15 protein-coding genes are annotated in these 13,512 nt (G+C 34.4%); all 15 read left to right on the top strand.

Going from position 1 to position 13,512, the window contains the following annotated elements; genetic code table 11:
* Window positions 1–91: 91 nt before the first annotated feature.
* The gene (locus P8F83_RS12100) at window positions 92–2,584 is read left to right on the top strand and encodes a tape measure protein (RefSeq protein ID WP_326514783.1); all 2,493 of its coding nucleotides are present in this window, start codon (window positions 92–94) and stop codon (window positions 2,582–2,584) included.
* Window positions 2,577–2,789 (top strand): tail protein X, encoded by a 213-nt coding sequence (locus P8F83_RS12095; RefSeq protein WP_326514782.1) that lies wholly within the window; start codon window positions 2,577–2,579, stop codon window positions 2,787–2,789. The genes P8F83_RS12100 and P8F83_RS12095 overlap by 8 nt, the downstream gene beginning before the upstream one ends.
* Window positions 2,790–2,792: 3 nt before the next feature.
* A complete protein-coding gene (locus P8F83_RS12090) occupies window positions 2,793–3,716 on the top strand; it encodes a phage late control D family protein (RefSeq protein ID WP_326514781.1) in 924 nt (307 codons plus the stop codon).
* Window position 3,717: 1 nt separating this feature from the next.
* Window positions 3,718–3,918: a hypothetical protein gene (locus P8F83_RS12085; protein WP_326514780.1), complete on the top strand. Its 201-nt coding sequence runs from the start codon at window positions 3,718–3,720 to the stop codon at window positions 3,916–3,918.
* Between the two features lie 4 nt (window positions 3,919–3,922).
* On the top strand, window positions 3,923–4,612 hold the full coding sequence (locus tag P8F83_RS12080; protein ID WP_326514779.1) for a peptidoglycan-binding domain-containing protein: 690 nt from the start codon (window positions 3,923–3,925) through the stop codon (window positions 4,610–4,612).
* An 8-nt stretch (window positions 4,613–4,620) separates the two neighbouring features.
* Window positions 4,621–4,920, top strand: coding sequence for a hypothetical protein (locus tag P8F83_RS12075; protein WP_326514778.1), 300 nt, complete (start codon window positions 4,621–4,623; stop codon window positions 4,918–4,920).
* Window positions 4,913–6,070, top strand: coding sequence for a baseplate assembly protein (locus P8F83_RS12070; RefSeq protein WP_326514777.1), 1,158 nt, complete (start codon window positions 4,913–4,915; stop codon window positions 6,068–6,070). The genes P8F83_RS12075 and P8F83_RS12070 overlap by 8 nt, the downstream gene beginning before the upstream one ends.
* Window positions 6,071–6,634 (top strand): phage tail protein I, encoded by a 564-nt coding sequence (locus P8F83_RS12065; RefSeq protein WP_326514776.1) that lies wholly within the window; start codon window positions 6,071–6,073, stop codon window positions 6,632–6,634. It begins immediately after the preceding gene.
* Window positions 6,631–10,674 (top strand): gp53-like domain-containing protein, encoded by a 4,044-nt coding sequence (locus P8F83_RS12060; protein ID WP_326514775.1) that lies wholly within the window; start codon window positions 6,631–6,633, stop codon window positions 10,672–10,674. The genes P8F83_RS12065 and P8F83_RS12060 overlap by 4 nt, the downstream gene beginning before the upstream one ends.
* A gap of 12 nt (window positions 10,675–10,686) precedes the next feature.
* Window positions 10,687–11,088 carry a hypothetical protein gene (locus tag P8F83_RS12055; RefSeq protein WP_326514774.1) on the top strand — a complete coding sequence of 134 codons (402 nt, stop codon included), beginning with the start codon at window positions 10,687–10,689 and terminating at the stop codon, window positions 11,086–11,088.
* Between the two features lie 5 nt (window positions 11,089–11,093).
* The gene (locus P8F83_RS12050; protein WP_326514773.1) at window positions 11,094–11,210 is read left to right on the top strand and encodes a CD1375 family protein; all 117 of its coding nucleotides are present in this window, start codon (window positions 11,094–11,096) and stop codon (window positions 11,208–11,210) included.
* An 81-nt stretch (window positions 11,211–11,291) separates the two neighbouring features.
* Complete coding sequence (locus P8F83_RS12045; RefSeq protein ID WP_326514772.1) at window positions 11,292–11,558, top strand: hypothetical protein; 267 nt, start codon at window positions 11,292–11,294, stop codon at window positions 11,556–11,558.
* A 66-nt stretch (window positions 11,559–11,624) separates the two neighbouring features.
* A complete protein-coding gene (locus P8F83_RS12040; protein ID WP_326514771.1) occupies window positions 11,625–12,053 on the top strand; it encodes a hypothetical protein in 429 nt (142 codons plus the stop codon).
* A 3-nt stretch (window positions 12,054–12,056) separates the two neighbouring features.
* A complete protein-coding gene (locus P8F83_RS12035; protein ID WP_326514770.1) occupies window positions 12,057–12,389 on the top strand; it encodes a hypothetical protein in 333 nt (110 codons plus the stop codon).
* Between the two features lie 60 nt (window positions 12,390–12,449).
* Entirely contained in the window at window positions 12,450–13,490 is a 1,041-nt protein-coding gene (locus tag P8F83_RS12030) for a peptidoglycan recognition protein family protein (protein WP_326514769.1), read from the top strand.
* The last annotated feature ends 22 nt before the right edge of the window (window positions 13,491–13,512 follow it).

The following is a 13,512-nucleotide window of genomic DNA, read 5'->3' as shown; positions in this document are numbered from 1 at the left end:
TTTAATAGAGTATTATGAAGATTTAGCAAATGAGGCAGATAGACAAAATAAAGAATATGAAAAGCATAGTAAGAGGTAGAGGGGGGAGTCCATGGCTAAGAATTTTGAAACTAATATAGTCATAGGAGGCAAAATAAACCCTAGTTTACAAAAGGCTTTCGCTAACGCTGGAGAATATGCCAGTAAAGCTGCAGGTATCATAGAAAAAACCAATTCTAGTATTAGCAACTCAGCAGAGATATTAGGAAATAAGATTTCTAGTGTAGGCAATATTGCTAAGACAATAAGCGTAGTAGGTGGAGCATTGAGTGGAGCAGCAATATTAGGCGGTAAAGCAATGTTAGATCAAGCAGCCAATTTAGAGCAATACAAGAATACGCTTAATGTTGTTATGAAAGACCAACAAAAGGCGGGTGAAATATTTGCTTGGGCTGTAGATTTTGCTAATAAAACTCCTTTTGAAACAGATGAAATAGTAGAAGCAACTGTAAAACTTCAAAGTTATGGGGTAGAAGCTCAAAAAACACTCCCTATAATCGGGGATATGGCATCAGCAATGGGTAAAAGTATGGATCAAGCAGTAGAAGCTATAGCAGATGCCCAGACTGGAGAACTTGAAAGATTAAAAGAATTTGGTATAACAAAAAACATGATAATTGAACAGGCAAATAAGAAGATGCAAGGCATTGAAATAGTAAATAATAAAGGGCAGATTACTAATCAGCAAAAATTTAATGAAGCATTAATGAGCCTCATGGAAGATAGATATAAAGGTTCTATGGATATACAATCTAAATCATGGAAAGGTATTATGTCTAATATTCAAGGAACTATTTCATCAGGCCTAGCTACAATAGCTGGTATATCAAAAAATGGTGAAATTATACCCAATAGTGCTTTTGATATAGCTAAACAAAAAGTTTCTCAATTAGCTGATAAGTTTTCAGAGCTTCAGGAAAGCGGTAAGTTTGAAGAACTTCAAAAGCAATTATCCAACTTAGCAAGTAATGGACTTAAAAAGGTTGAGGAAATAGTACCTAAGGTTATAGAGTTTGGACAAAAGGTTATAGATAATGGACCACAGATAATTAGTACTATTGATAAAATAGCAATTGGGTTTATTGGATGGAAGGCATTGAGTGGGATAGCTTCAGCAATACAAACTATTGGAGTATTATCTAAAGCACTAGGAACATTAAAAAATCAATATATACTATTATCAATAGCTAAATCAAAAGATAAAATAGAAACATTATATCTAATGGGTTTGTATGCAAAAGATGCTGTAGCAATGGGAATAAAAACGGCTGCAACATGGGCGCAGACAACAGCAACAAGTGCATTAAGTGCAGCTCATGGATTTTTAACAGGTACATTGATACCTGGAACTATTGCTATAGTAAGTGGAACAGCTAGTTTTATAGCTAACACAGCTGCGAAAGTTGCAAATGCAGTAGCAACTGGAACTATGACAGCTGCGACATGGGCACAAACAACAGCATCAGCAGCATTAAGTACAGCTTATGCATTTTTAACAGGTACATTAATACCTGGAACTATTGCAATAATAAGTGGAACAGCTAGTTTTGTGGCCAATACAGCCGCTAAAATAGCTAATGCTGTAGCAACTACAGCTATGACAGTAGCAACTGGAGCTTGGAATGTTATTTGTGGAATAGCTACAGGACTTACATGGGCTTTTGGAGCAGCTATAGCATTTTTAACTTCCCCAATTGGATTAGTTATTGTAGCTATAGTTGCATTAATTGGAATAGTATATTTGCTTTATCAAAACTGGGAGACAATAAGTGCTTCGCTAGTTAGCGTATGGCAAAATAACGTAGTTCCATTCTTTCAAGGGATAGCAAGTTGGTTTAACCAAGTATTTGAAGGAATAGGGAGTGGATTTAAAGGAGTTGTAAACTGGGTTATTGGTGGGCTTAATAAAATGATTGATGCAGTTAATTCTTTAAATATTAAAGTCCCTGATTGGGTACCACTAGTTGGAGGGCGTGAATTAGGCTTTAGTATAGCTAAAATACCTGCGTTTGCAAAGGGGGGAATAGCAACAGGACCTTCAATCTTTGGAGAAGCTGGTCCAGAAATGGCTATCCCATTAAAATATAAACATCCTAGATCAATAGCTTTACTACAAAAGGCGGCTCAAATGATAGGATTTACAAATGGAGAAGCAAGTACAGGAAATACATCTACTATATCAGAGAAAACTCCATTTAAATCAATAGATTTACTTAAAAAGGTTACACAAATGATGGGGTTATCAAGAGAAGAAAAGTCTAAAGATACATCTAATATTTTAGATATTAAAGTACCAAATATATTAGATGCACCTGCTCCATTAGAAGCTAAAAAGCCTAGGTCTATTTCACTATTTAATAAGAAAGCAGAGAAGCCAGAAGGAAGTCCTTCAGGAGGTGGAGGAAATACTTTTATATACTCTCCTCAAATTAATTCTAATAATCCTCAGGAGACTAAACAGCTATTAGAGGATGATTATGAAAAGTGGAAAGCATATATAGAAAGATACTTCCAGGAAGAAGATAGGGTGAGATTTGATGGATAATTACTATGTATATAAAACTTTAGAGGGTGATACTTGGGATAGTATCGCTCTTGATTTTTATGATAGTGAATTTTATGTAACTGAACTTATGAATGCTAATAAGGATTATATAAAAACATTGATATTTGATGCAGATATAGAATTAAAGATACCAATTATTGAAAAACAAAACACATCAACATTACCGCCATGGAAGAGGAGCTAATATATGAATATAATATATGAAAATGTTGATATTACAAGTGATATAAATATAAATTATGCAGCTATAGAAGATAGTGCAGGTGGCATAGCAGATAGTTTAGAGTTAATATTCAATGATGAAAATAAACTCTGGAGACAATGGAACCCTAGCAAGAATAATAAAATTATTATAAAAAATGATAATTTTTCAAGTGGGGTAATGTATTTGGATGAAATATATATGAAAAAAGGATTGTATAGGCTAAAAGCTATATCTACTCCTTTAAAAGCAAAAACTCCTAAAAATGCAACTTGGGAAAATATTAGTTTTAGTAAGTTAGCTAAAGATCTAATTAAGGATTTAGATTTGGAGTTGGCTACCTATAATCTTAATACTGACTGGATATATGAGAGAGTAGAACAGATTAATCAAAATAGTCTAGATCTCTTGAATATGAGATGTATATTGGAGGGATATAGGTTAAAAGTAAGTGATAATAAAGCTATAATTTATAGTGAGAATATATTAGAAAAATCAGAACCAGTTTTAAAATTAACTGAAGCGGATCTTCCAGCTAACTATGAATTTAAAAATCTATCTAGTGGTATATATTCATCCTGTTTAGTTTCAGATGTCTATAAAGATAGTATTATCAGTTATGAATATAAACCAGTAAATGCTCCACAAGGACCTATATTAAAGCCTAAAGTTAGAGTGATGAATCATGCAGAAGCAGAAAGATATTCTATGAATTTATTAAATTTCCATAATAAAAATGAAATTACTGCTTCACTATCTATACGATTAAATACCAATGTAGCTTCAGGAAATGTTATAGAGATTGTAGGTTTGGGTAACTTTAGTGGAAAGTATTTTGTAGAAAAAACTAAACACTATTTTACTGAGGACAAGACTAGTTTAAAAGCTAGAAAGTTAATGGAGGGATAAAATGAATAAAAGAGGTATAGTATCAACAGCAGATAATACTAAATCCCTAGCAAGAGTTATGCTCCCAGATCTTGATGGACTAGTAACTAGCGAATTACCTATAGGAGAACATATAGAGGAACTTAGCCCAGGAGATAAGGTGGTTATAGCTTTTTTAAACAATGATGTATCAGAGGGTGTAATAATAGCAAAAATGAGGTGATATTGTGGCTATAGCTTGTTTTGGGGATATGATTTTTAATGTAAGTCTTAATAAAATATATTCACTTAATGAATTGGCAATAACAAGTGGATTAAATATTGAGGAGCAGGAAGTTGAAGGACAAAAACCTTCAACATATATAAAAGGTTCACAGTTAGATGAAGTTAATTTTACAGTTCCTTTAATAGCTCAACAATCTATAAATATAAAGAGTGAAATTGATAAATGGAAGAAGATAAAAGAGACAGCTACACCTTATATGCTTTTACTAGCTAATAAGGCTGTAAGCCAAAATAAATTCTTGTTAGTAAATGTATCAGTTCAGGATGTCGTTCTTGATGTATCAGGAGACTATCAAAAAGCAAATATACAATTACAATTTAAAGAGTTTGCACGATATGGGAAAAAGGAAGAGGAAGATAATAGCGATAAAAAAAGAGAAAATACTAATGCAGATGCTGCAAAGTCAGCGGGTTCAAGTGGACAAAGTAGTTATCCAGGATACTTAATTATGTATAATCCTAACAAAAAAGATAACAATGTTGTAAAGATACAACAAAAACTTGGAGGGTTAACAGCAGATGGATATTTTGGGAATAATACTTTAGCAGCAGTTAAGAGGTTTCAAGGAAATAACGGCTTAAAACAAGATGGAATTGTAGGTCCTGCTACATGGGCTAAGTTGTTTGGGTAGGTGATTAGATGGAGTATAAAGTATCAGAAGGTATGAAGATAAATTGGAATGCTAAAGGAGCAGAAAGAATAGTTCAAAATGTGTATAATCTCCTCAATACTTTTAGGTATGAAGTTGCTTATAATAGAATTTTAGGAAGAAATCCCGCTAATTTAGATAAACCTACAAGTGATATGATACCACTAATTATTGCGGAGACATATGAGCTTATAACAGAATATGAGCCTAGAGCAACGATTATAAATGTTGAAGTTGTAAATAGTGAAGAAGGAAAGCCAACAATAGAGGTGGTGATAAGAGTTGAGTGAAGTTAATTTTATAGAAATAGATGCACAAAAGATAAATAATGAGCTTATAAATGCTTTTGAAGCTGCTATTGGAGAAACATTTTATCCAGCAGATGAGAGAAGAGTATTTCTTCAGCAGTTAGTACAAGTTATTATTGGACTTCAAAATGATATTAATGATAGTGCAAGACAAAACTATTTAAGATATGCAAGGAGAGAGAAGTTAGATGCAATAGGGGAGCTTTACGATACATTAAGACTTGAAGCGCAGAATTCAAAAATTTTATGTAGAATAACCCTTTCATCAGCTCAACCAAACGATACAAAAATAAATAAAGGTTTAAGGATAACTCCAGATGGAGTTATTTTTTTCGTTTTAGAAAATGATGTAATTATCCCTAAAGGAGCCATAAGTGTTGATACTGAATTCATAAGTATAGGTGCAGGGAGTAAATACAATGATTTTGTTCCAGGGCAAATAAAAAATATTGTAGATCCTAGTTTATATGTTCAATCAATAGTTAATTTAGAAACTTCTTATGGTGGTTCTGATACTGAAGATGATGAAAGGTACTTAGAGAGAATACGACTAGCTCCAAAAGCTTTTAGTACAGCAGGACCAGAGGGAGCATATGAGTATTGGGCTAAATCAGCAGATGTTTTAGTATCAGATGTATCTATAGACTCACCTTCTCCTGGAGTAGTAAGAATTATAGTCTTATTGGAAGATGGAGAGATACCTACAGAAGATATATTAGAAAAGGTAAGAGAAGTATGTAGTACAAAAGACAGGAGACCTTTAACTGATAATGTCCAAGTAGGAGTGCCAACTATAGTTAGTTACAATATAAATATTAAATATTACCTGGATAAATTATATAAAACTGAAGAATTAAAATATAGAAAGACAATTGAAGGGGATAACTTTGACTTTTCTAATGGGGCAATAAGGGATTATATAAACTGGCAACAGGAGAAGCTTGGCAGAGCAATAAATCCAGATGAACTAAGATATAGAATACAAACAGCAGCAGGATATACTAATTCAGATGGGAAAAATTATACTGTAGTTAGAAGAATAGAAATAACACTTCCCACTTTTGGAGAGATTGAAGCATCAGAGGTAGCTAAGGTAGGAACTATTAATGTTGTATATGGGGGGTTAGAATAAATGGACTTAAAGAATGTCAGTTTATTAGACCTCCAAACTACTCATATGAAAAACGATCCTACAACGCAAGCTCTATGTATTGCTTTAAATCCTAAATTTCAACAATTAGCTGAAGATGTAAAGAAAGTTTTGATATATTCTAATTTAGATAATTTAGATGAAAAGGCTCTTGATGAATTAGCATGGCAAATGGATATAACTTGGTACAACGCAAATGCAGATACAGAAATTAAAAGAAGTCTTGTAAAAAAGGCTATAAAAGTATTTAGACATATAGGTACTCCATATGCAGTAGAAGAGGTAATTAATATATATTTTGGAGACGGTGAAGTTCAGGAATGGTATGAGTATGATGGTGAACCATACATGTTTAAAGTTTTAATATCTAATCCTTCAGTAACTACGGATTTGGCAAATCAATTTATAGAAGTTTTAAATACAGTAAAAAATACAAGATCTCATTTAGAGCAGATTGTTATTTCTCTAAGTGCAGATCTTAATATATTTTATGGTGGAATAGTTCATGTTGGAGATAATATACAAGTAAGGCAGGTGGACAAATGAGTACATTCGGAGGAATTTATTTTACTAACAAAGGAAGAATGCTTCAATCTAAAGTTCAAACAGGAAACAATCTACTTAAATTTACAAGAATAGTACTAGGAGATGGAACTTTAGGAAGTCAATCTATAAGCGATTTAAATACGGTTATACATGAGATTAAATCTTTACAGATAAATAAACTAAAGATATTAACAGAGGGAAAAGTAGTTGTAGGAGGGGTATTTACTAATCAGGATTTAGCATCAGGATTTTTTTGGAGAGAGCTTGGGCTATATGCCAATGATCCAGACATAGGAGAGATACTATATTGTTATGGCAATGCAGGAAACTTAGCAGAATATATTCCTGGAGTAAATGGTTCAGATATATTTGAAAAAAATATTCAGGTAGTAGCATCTATAGGAAATGCTTCTAATGTTTCAGCAGTTATAGATGAATCTTTGGTGTATGCTACTTTAGAAATGTTAAGTGAGCATAAAGAGAGCGGAGATCATGATGGAAGATACTATACTGAAGATGAATTAGGCTCAACTACAATTGGAGCTAGCGGAGCTAAAAAGATAGGTATTCCATCAATAGCGGGAGTAGCTGGAAATGATGTAGAAACAGTTTTAGCTAATTTTAAGCTTTATGTTGATGCTGCTATACAAGGATTAGCGATAAAAGCACCAGTAAAGGTTGCGACAACAGTAAATATAACATTAAGTGGAACTCAGACAATAGATGGGGTAGCAGTAGTTGCTGGTGATAGGGTTTTAGTTAAGAATCAAACTACAGCTAGTCTAAATGGAATATATGTAGTATCAGCTACTTCATGGAGTAGAGCATCAGATGCAAATACGTCAGCAAAATTAGCTTCAGCTTTTGTATTGGTACAACAAGGGACATCTAATTTAGATTGTTCCTTTTTAATGACTACAGATGGAGCAATTACCATTGGAACTACGGCTATAAATTGGGTACAATTCTCGGGAGCTGGTCAAATAGTAGCTGGTGGAGGGTTGGTTAAGTCAGGAAACACTCTAGCGATAGGTGGCGGGGCTGTTAGTGATGGAATGATAGGAGTTAGGACTATTAATGACGCTACCCCACAGACTTCAGGGGCTGCTGATAGTTTAACATCTTTACTAGGACAGCTAGCAAACATGTTAAAGCGTGTAACAGGTGGGGCTAGTTGGTATACAACACCATCTGTTACATTAGTTGACGCAAAAAATCATATATTTGCAGATGCGCCCCACACTGGACATGCGCCTAGTGGATATGGACTTGGAGGAGTTGCTAAGAGATTAGCTACAGGCTACGATTTAAACACATTAACTAATAATGGGTGGTACGATGTAAACAACGCAACAAATGGAGTTCCCGAAATCGGTACTGGGTGGACAAGTGTAATTGTAGTATGTTCGGGCGACCCTAAGTACGTAACACAATTAGCCTTTGATATGACTAACACCAGCGGGAATATGATGTGGATTAGAAAAAGTCATAGCTCGGGGCTTGTTTGGACACCTTGGGAAAGAATACTAAACAAGAATTATGCTGATACGCTTTACGCGCCTAGTGGGTTTGGGTTAGGTACAATAGCCCAAATAGTAACTGGAGATTGGAACAGTTATACCATAACAGGTTTTTATAGAGGTAGCAATTTAACTAATTCCCCACCGTATAAATCGGGGTTGCATAGCAGCTCAAAATGGTGGTACGTTATGGTTGCTAAACATGATAATAATTATGTATCACAATTAGCAGTAGAGTACATGTCAGGTGATATATACAATAGAGTCAATTATGCGGGTACATGGACAGCTTGGAGAAAATCTATAACGCAAAGTGACTTAGGCGACATGGGAGCGTCTAGCACCTTAAATTCTGTAGACTTAAATAACATAATAAGTACAGGCTTTTACCAGGTGACTCCAGGTTGCGTAAATGTACCTGACGAAGGTTTTTCTAATGCTTTTTTAACCGTTGTAGGATCTAATGTAACAGCTACTACTCAAACCATAGTATCTTTCGACGACGTAAATGGCACAGCTAGATTGGCTACAAGATCAAGAGGTCTTACTGGGGCATGGACGGATTGGAAAGTAGCGGGAGCTGATAACTACAAACTAGTTAACGCTGACGGAAGCGGGTTAGTATCTTCTGAAAAAGACTTAAATAACTATACTAGTACTGGATTTTATGCGTTAAGTATAGCGTCACCTCTAAATTGGGGCGGCGGTGGAGCTTACGGCATATTGCAAGTAACCACAGAGTCAAACGGCGCAGTTAATCAAGTTTTGTGGCAAAGAAATAACTATCCCGTATGGAGGAAAAAAGCTTCTTCCGTTGGGTCTTGGAGTTCATGGGATTATATAATGACACAAGCTTACTCAGACGCCCTATATTTGCCTAAAAACACCCCTATGCCTTTAGTAGCTGGAGGTAATAGCGCGGGAGTACATTACAGAGACGTAGCGACGTACAATAACAACAATACAAGTGTTACAGGAATCTTAAAAATTAAACTTCCTAAGAGCTGGTCTAATACCATGCTTGATCTAGTTATAAAGGGTCATACTCATGGGGGAATTGGGTCAGGAGCCTGGGAACTTAGACTAGGTGGTTATAACTACGCTTCGGGTCCTATTTGGCAACAATTATCAGCTGTACTTAATAGGGAGGCACCTTTTACACAAGTACGTTTCGCTCATGATGGCACAAATTGTTGTATCCTATTGGGTACTTTAACTACGACATGGAATTACCCCAAATTAATAATATCTGAAGTTTTAGCAGCATTTTCTAACCAAACTGGCTGGGATACTGGTTGGGACATATCGGTTATAGCTAGTGAAACAGGATTAACTAACATACAATCATTAGATGCTAGCTTAAGTAATCAATCATATGCATTAACACAACCTAGCGGAGCTGCTAAAGATCCAGGTACTACAGACCTAAACGCTATGACAAGTACAGGCTTTTATAGGCTACAAGGTAGTAACTATACTAATGGACCTACTTCCGCTATATACGGTACTTTAGAGGTTGTTTACGGAACAAGTACAGGACTAGCACAAACTATATATTTTGATAGTGGGGATATATTGAACAGGGCGAAATCAGGATCTACCTGGTCAAGTTGGGGGAATTTACAGCGTTATCAATTAACTAGTGCAGACGGTACAGGTAAGTCCTACATGGGTACATCTAATTTCAATACAATGCTAGCGCCTGGTCAATACACTATTGACGGTACATGCGACAATAATCCAAGACAAGGCACCTCAGCTAGAGGAATATTAGAGGTTAAAAAGCTAAACACAGGGAGAATTATACAAGAGTTTACTTACGATCAAGATTATATAGGATCTTACGGAGGTTGTAGGTATACGAGAAGCTACAACCCAAGTACTGTTACATGGTCTAATTGGGTTGAGTCTATAGACGGTAATAGTAACATACAGCAACTTCAATTAACCACGTATGACGGTTTTCCTACAGCGTCAGGGGTTACGGATTTTAATAACGTAACGCAAACAGGTATATATGCAATCTCTTCGACTACGGCGATAACTAATGCGCCTTTTTCGGGGGGAATATACGGAGTATTATTTGTACAAAAACGACTTCTTGCAAGTGGACTTTTAAGCCTTGTACAAACTTACGTCGATACGAACTCAGGTCAAACATACACTAGAACATTACATAGTAATGTGTGGAAAACATGGAGAAGAAGTATAACTGACGATGATTTTGTAAACTCATTAGGAGCCAGTGGGTATCAAAAGTATCCTGGAGGAAAAATTGAACAATGGGGCAGTTTATCAATCACACCTACTACAGTTGGGGCTACGGTATCCCAAACAGTAAACTTCCCAATAGTGTTCCCTAACGCTTGTAGATCTATAGTGATTGTACCCCATGGAGCGATACCTTTAATGATGGACGCGACACCATCTTCAATGCAAGCCGCTAATTTCATAGCAAACGTAAGAAGAACAGACAATAATAATCCGATATCCGTAACCTGGTTTGCGGTAGGGCATTAAGGGGGAGAAAAGATGTTTTTTTTAGTAGGACTAGCAGAGGATAATAAGTTGCAAGGGTTTTATCCCCTTGATATGTTGGATCTATATAAGGATTTACCAGATAAAAGTATAAGTATAGACGGAGAGCTGCATCAATATTTACTAAATGGATTATATAAATTTGTAGGAAAAGAAGTCTATCCACCAATATATACGATAAAAGACAAGGATTTATTTGAAGAAATAGAGGCGGAAGAAACAGAGACTATAGAAATACCAAAATCTAATTTAGAGATAGAAGTTGAAAGTCTTAGAAAAGAGAATGAAAGTTTAAAATTAGCTATGGTTGAGCTTGATACACAAAGGGAGAAAGATAAATTAGAAACCCAGTTAGCAATTGCAGAGCTTACAAGTACATTGTTAGGAGGTGAGTAGAGTATATGGTAAAACTTTATGTTGATTTGATACAAGCTGGATTATGGACCATAGATAAAGTACCTAGTACATGGAAAACAAAAGTTGAAGATATATTAAACAAAACTGAAGAAGAAGATTAAAATTGATTCTTTACATGGAAACACCAGTTCGCTATAATGGGGTTAGTAATTTGATTTGAGTTGTTATCAAGGAGTAGATAAATGATGAAATTAATTGCACAAGAGATTGAGGTCATAGCATGGTTTACTAAAGCTGGAGAAATAAATCCAGTAAGATTTAGGTTGAAGAATGATGATAAATCTAATTCAGTAATTAAAGTTGATAAAGTAATTTCTTATGAAGAGGAAAAGTTGGCAGGGAATCCAATGAAGGTATTTACGTGCCAGAGCCTTATTAATAATGTTATGAAAGTCTATGAATTGAAATTTGAAATATTAACCTGTAAGTGGCTGCTGTGGAAGATATAAAGAAGTAAGTAGAGAGTTGATTAAATCAGCTCTCTTTTATTTTATAAAAATAAAGGGAGGTGCATCATGCCAGTTTCAGACGGGGTAGCAAATTTATATATACAGTTAGGGGTTGCGGGAGGGGCATTACTTATAGTGCTTATATCTATAGTCTTACAGTTTAGATATAATAGCAAAACAAGTAGCTCATTACAGGCAGTAATAAGCCAAGCTCAACAAACAATAAATCAGGCACAACAAACTCAAACAGAGGGAAATAGTAATAAAATTGAAAAGCTATGTGATAAGATTGATGGTCTGATTACAAGTAATGCAAGTTATACACAAAAGTTAAATGAGGTTTTGTTGTCAAATGATAAAGATCAAAAAGTAACTATTAGCTTACTGGATAATATTCTTACTACAGTCACAGATACACAGAAAAGAGTTATAAGAATAGATGATAGAACCTATGGATGTCTAGGAAATTACAAAAAGGATAATGAGGAGGAATAAAAAATGAGTGATAAATTATTAAGTTTAGTTTGGGAATGGAGATATATAGTTATTGTGGTGGCTGCTGTAGCAGTTTATTCATTGTTTGAGTGGCAAAGGGCCAAGGTAAAGGCGTATTCTTTAATGCTTCAGGCTAAAAGACTAGCTAAAGATGCATTTCTAAAGAGTGGAAAGCAACAAGAGGAATGGGTAGTTAAAAAAATGCAACAATTTCTACCTAAGCCTATAACATTATTTATAAGTGAAGAGTTAATGTTTAAGATAGTTGATTTTCTATATGTTAAAGCTAAAGATTATATAGACGATGGAGAATTTAATAATAGTGTATCAGAGTAGTTAAGGAGCTTTAGGGCTCCTTTTAAATTATAAAAATATAAAATCTAGGAGGAATATATTATGAATATTCAAAGGCAATTAATATCAGTGAACTATTCAAAAGGAGTAACTATAAATCCAAAATATATAGTTATTCATGACACAGATAACAGAAATAGAGGAGCTAATGCAAAGGCAAATAGAGACTATTTTGCTAATCATCCAGATGCTCAAGCTTCAGCTCATTATACTGTAGACCAAGATAATATTATTCAAGTATTAGAGGATATATGGAGAGGGTGGCATTGTGGCGATGTCTATAATCCTAAAATAAATAATTCTAATAGTATAGGTATAGAACTTTGTGTTAATGAGGACAATGATTTTGCTAAGACATTAATAAATGGAATTGAGTTAACTAAGTATTTAATGAATAAGTATAATATACCAGTAGAGAATGTGATAAGACATCATGATGTTTCTGGAAAGATATGTCCTAAGTATATGATACAAGACCATCCTGAATTATGGGGTCAATTTAAAGAAGCAGTAGGAGGAAAAGCTATAGGAAATATTGTAGTGACTACACCAGTGCAAGATGATCCAATATCAAAAGGAAAGAGATTTATAGGGGATAGGTGCAAGGAGCTTCAAGAAAAGTTAATTGCATTAGGATATGACTTAGGAACATATGGAGTAGATGGAGATTTTGGAAAGTTAACATATAATGCACTTCTTAAATTTCAAAAAGATAATGGATTAGTGGTAGATGGTTTAGCTGGTACTAATACATTTAATAAATTATATGAATTACTTTCAAATAAAACAAAGATTAAGGAATATGATTTTAGAAGATTACAAGGATTTGTTGGAGTAAGTCAAGATAATATTCCTGGATCAATTACATTAAGCAAATGTCCTTTAGTTAAGAAAGGTTCTTCAGGAAATGTAGTTAAATGGCTGCAAGATAGATTAAATTATTTAGGGTTTAATTGTGGGGCTGTAGATGGAGTTTTTGGAGAAAAGACTAGAGCTGCAATAGTAGCTTTCCAAGTATCAAGAGGATTATCAGCAGATGGAGTAGTTGGACAAAATACTTGGAGAAAGCTTTTAGGTATATAATATAAAAGCTCCTACATCTTTA

It is taken from the genome of Clostridium intestinale (assembly GCF_035905475.1).
Taxonomy (GTDB): domain Bacteria; phylum Bacillota; class Clostridia; order Clostridiales; family Clostridiaceae; genus Clostridium_T; species Clostridium_T intestinale.
The sequence above is the reverse complement of the archived record's forward strand: the minus strand, read 5'-3'. Positions and strand labels throughout refer to the sequence as shown.

Excerpts from the sequence above, each read along its gene's own strand:
- P8F83_RS12100 (WP_326514783.1), top strand. The coding sequence starts at position 92 with ATGGCTAAGAATTTTGAAACTAATATAGTCATAGGAGGCAAAATAAAC.
- P8F83_RS12095 (WP_326514782.1), top strand. The coding sequence starts at position 2,577 with ATGGATAATTACTATGTATATAAAACTTTAGAGGGTGATACTTGGGAT.
- P8F83_RS12090 (WP_326514781.1), top strand. The coding sequence starts at position 2,793 with ATGAATATAATATATGAAAATGTTGATATTACAAGTGATATAAATATA.
- P8F83_RS12085 (WP_326514780.1), top strand. The coding sequence starts at position 3,718 with ATGAATAAAAGAGGTATAGTATCAACAGCAGATAATACTAAATCCCTA.
- P8F83_RS12075 (WP_326514778.1), top strand. The coding sequence starts at position 4,621 with ATGGAGTATAAAGTATCAGAAGGTATGAAGATAAATTGGAATGCTAAA.
- P8F83_RS12065 (WP_326514776.1), top strand. The coding sequence starts at position 6,071 with ATGGACTTAAAGAATGTCAGTTTATTAGACCTCCAAACTACTCATATG.
- P8F83_RS12060 (WP_326514775.1), top strand. The coding sequence starts at position 6,631 with ATGAGTACATTCGGAGGAATTTATTTTACTAACAAAGGAAGAATGCTT.
- P8F83_RS12055 (WP_326514774.1), top strand. The coding sequence starts at position 10,687 with ATGTTTTTTTTAGTAGGACTAGCAGAGGATAATAAGTTGCAAGGGTTT.
- P8F83_RS12050 (WP_326514773.1), top strand. The coding sequence starts at position 11,094 with ATGGTAAAACTTTATGTTGATTTGATACAAGCTGGATTATGGACCATA.
- P8F83_RS12045 (WP_326514772.1), top strand. The coding sequence starts at position 11,292 with ATGATGAAATTAATTGCACAAGAGATTGAGGTCATAGCATGGTTTACT.
- P8F83_RS12040 (WP_326514771.1), top strand. The coding sequence starts at position 11,625 with ATGCCAGTTTCAGACGGGGTAGCAAATTTATATATACAGTTAGGGGTT.
- P8F83_RS12035 (WP_326514770.1), top strand. The coding sequence starts at position 12,057 with ATGAGTGATAAATTATTAAGTTTAGTTTGGGAATGGAGATATATAGTT.
- P8F83_RS12030 (WP_326514769.1), top strand. The coding sequence starts at position 12,450 with ATGAATATTCAAAGGCAATTAATATCAGTGAACTATTCAAAAGGAGTA.